The following is a 1,169-nucleotide window of genomic DNA, read 5'->3' on the forward strand; positions in this document are numbered from 1 at the left end:
GCGCCGTGGGGGTCGGGTGCGTTGTCGGGCGCGGGCCCGGTGGGGCCTCTCGCGCAGTTCCCCGCGCCCTGAAGACAGCCCCCACGCACCCGCACCTGCAGCCGCACCCACACCCACACCCGACAACGTGGCCAGACTCACAGCACCCGGTGGGCGGCCGCTACCTACCACCCGGTAGCGATCGTCCATGATGAGCGGATGCTCAGGTTCATGCCCGTAGGCGACTCCATGACGATCGGGAGCGCGGGCGAACACACGTGGCGCTACTGGCTCTGGCAGCACCTGCGCGCGACGTACGACGGCCCGTTCAAGATCGTCGGTCCACGCGAGACGCTCTACGACAAGGCGACGGACACCCCGACGTCGTACGAGTACGCCGACCCCGACCCGCGTTTCCCCCGCGCCCACCTCGCGGGCTGGGGCGAGGGCTGGCTCCACATGGCCCCGCTGATCGCCGACGCGGTCCGCACCCACCGGGCCGACGTCCTCCTCGTCTCCCTGGGCCTCATCGACCTGGGCTTCTACACGAACGCCGAGCAGACCGCCGAGAACACCCGCCGCTTCGTCGAGGCCGCCCGCGAGGCCGATCCGCACATCCGCATGGTCCTCCTGCCGGTCACCCCGAACGTCCGCGCCGAGTCCGACGCCCCCTTCGCGGCCCAGGTCGCCCGCTTCAACGAACTCCTCGCCAAGTCGGCCGCCGACCTCGACGAACCCCGCTCCCCGCTCCTGCTGGCCTCCCCGCCCCCGTCGTACGACATCCACTGGGACACCTACGACGGCACCCACCCCAACACCTCCGGCGAACACAAGATCGCGGCGACGTTCGCCGACGCGATGCACGAGGCGTGGGGGCTCGGGGGCCCGTACGAGCAGGCGTAGCTGTCCGTCTCCTACGGCGGTGAAGTCGACATGACCTCCACCCTCCTCGGCCTGGTCCTGCCGACCGCCGACTTCCCCCGAGGCTGACGCCACCGCCAGGAGGAACGGTCCCGCGACGACGAGACGCGAGACGCCTCACCCACCCGCAGCCGAAGGAGCCGCAGGGCCCGTCTCACACCTTCGCCGGGCGCTCGGACTTGCTCGGCCGCCCCCCACTCGCTTGGATGTCCGGTCGGACGCGGCGGCACGGATGCGGGCGGACGACCGGGGCGGGCGGATGACGGGGG

1 protein-coding gene is annotated in these 1,169 nt (G+C 71.9%); it reads left to right on the forward strand.

Annotation, left to right across the window (positions count from 1 at the left end; genetic code table 11):
- The first annotated feature begins 198 nt into the window (after positions 1–198).
- A complete protein-coding gene (locus P1P70_RS44890; protein WP_319248294.1) occupies positions 199–882 on the forward strand; it encodes a GDSL-type esterase/lipase family protein in 684 nt (227 codons plus the stop codon).
- Positions 883–1,169: the final 287 nt, after the last annotated feature.

Source organism: Streptomyces sp. MB09-02B, assembly GCF_033794485.1.
In the GTDB taxonomy this organism is placed as follows: Bacteria; Actinomycetota; Actinomycetes; order Streptomycetales; family Streptomycetaceae; genus Streptomyces.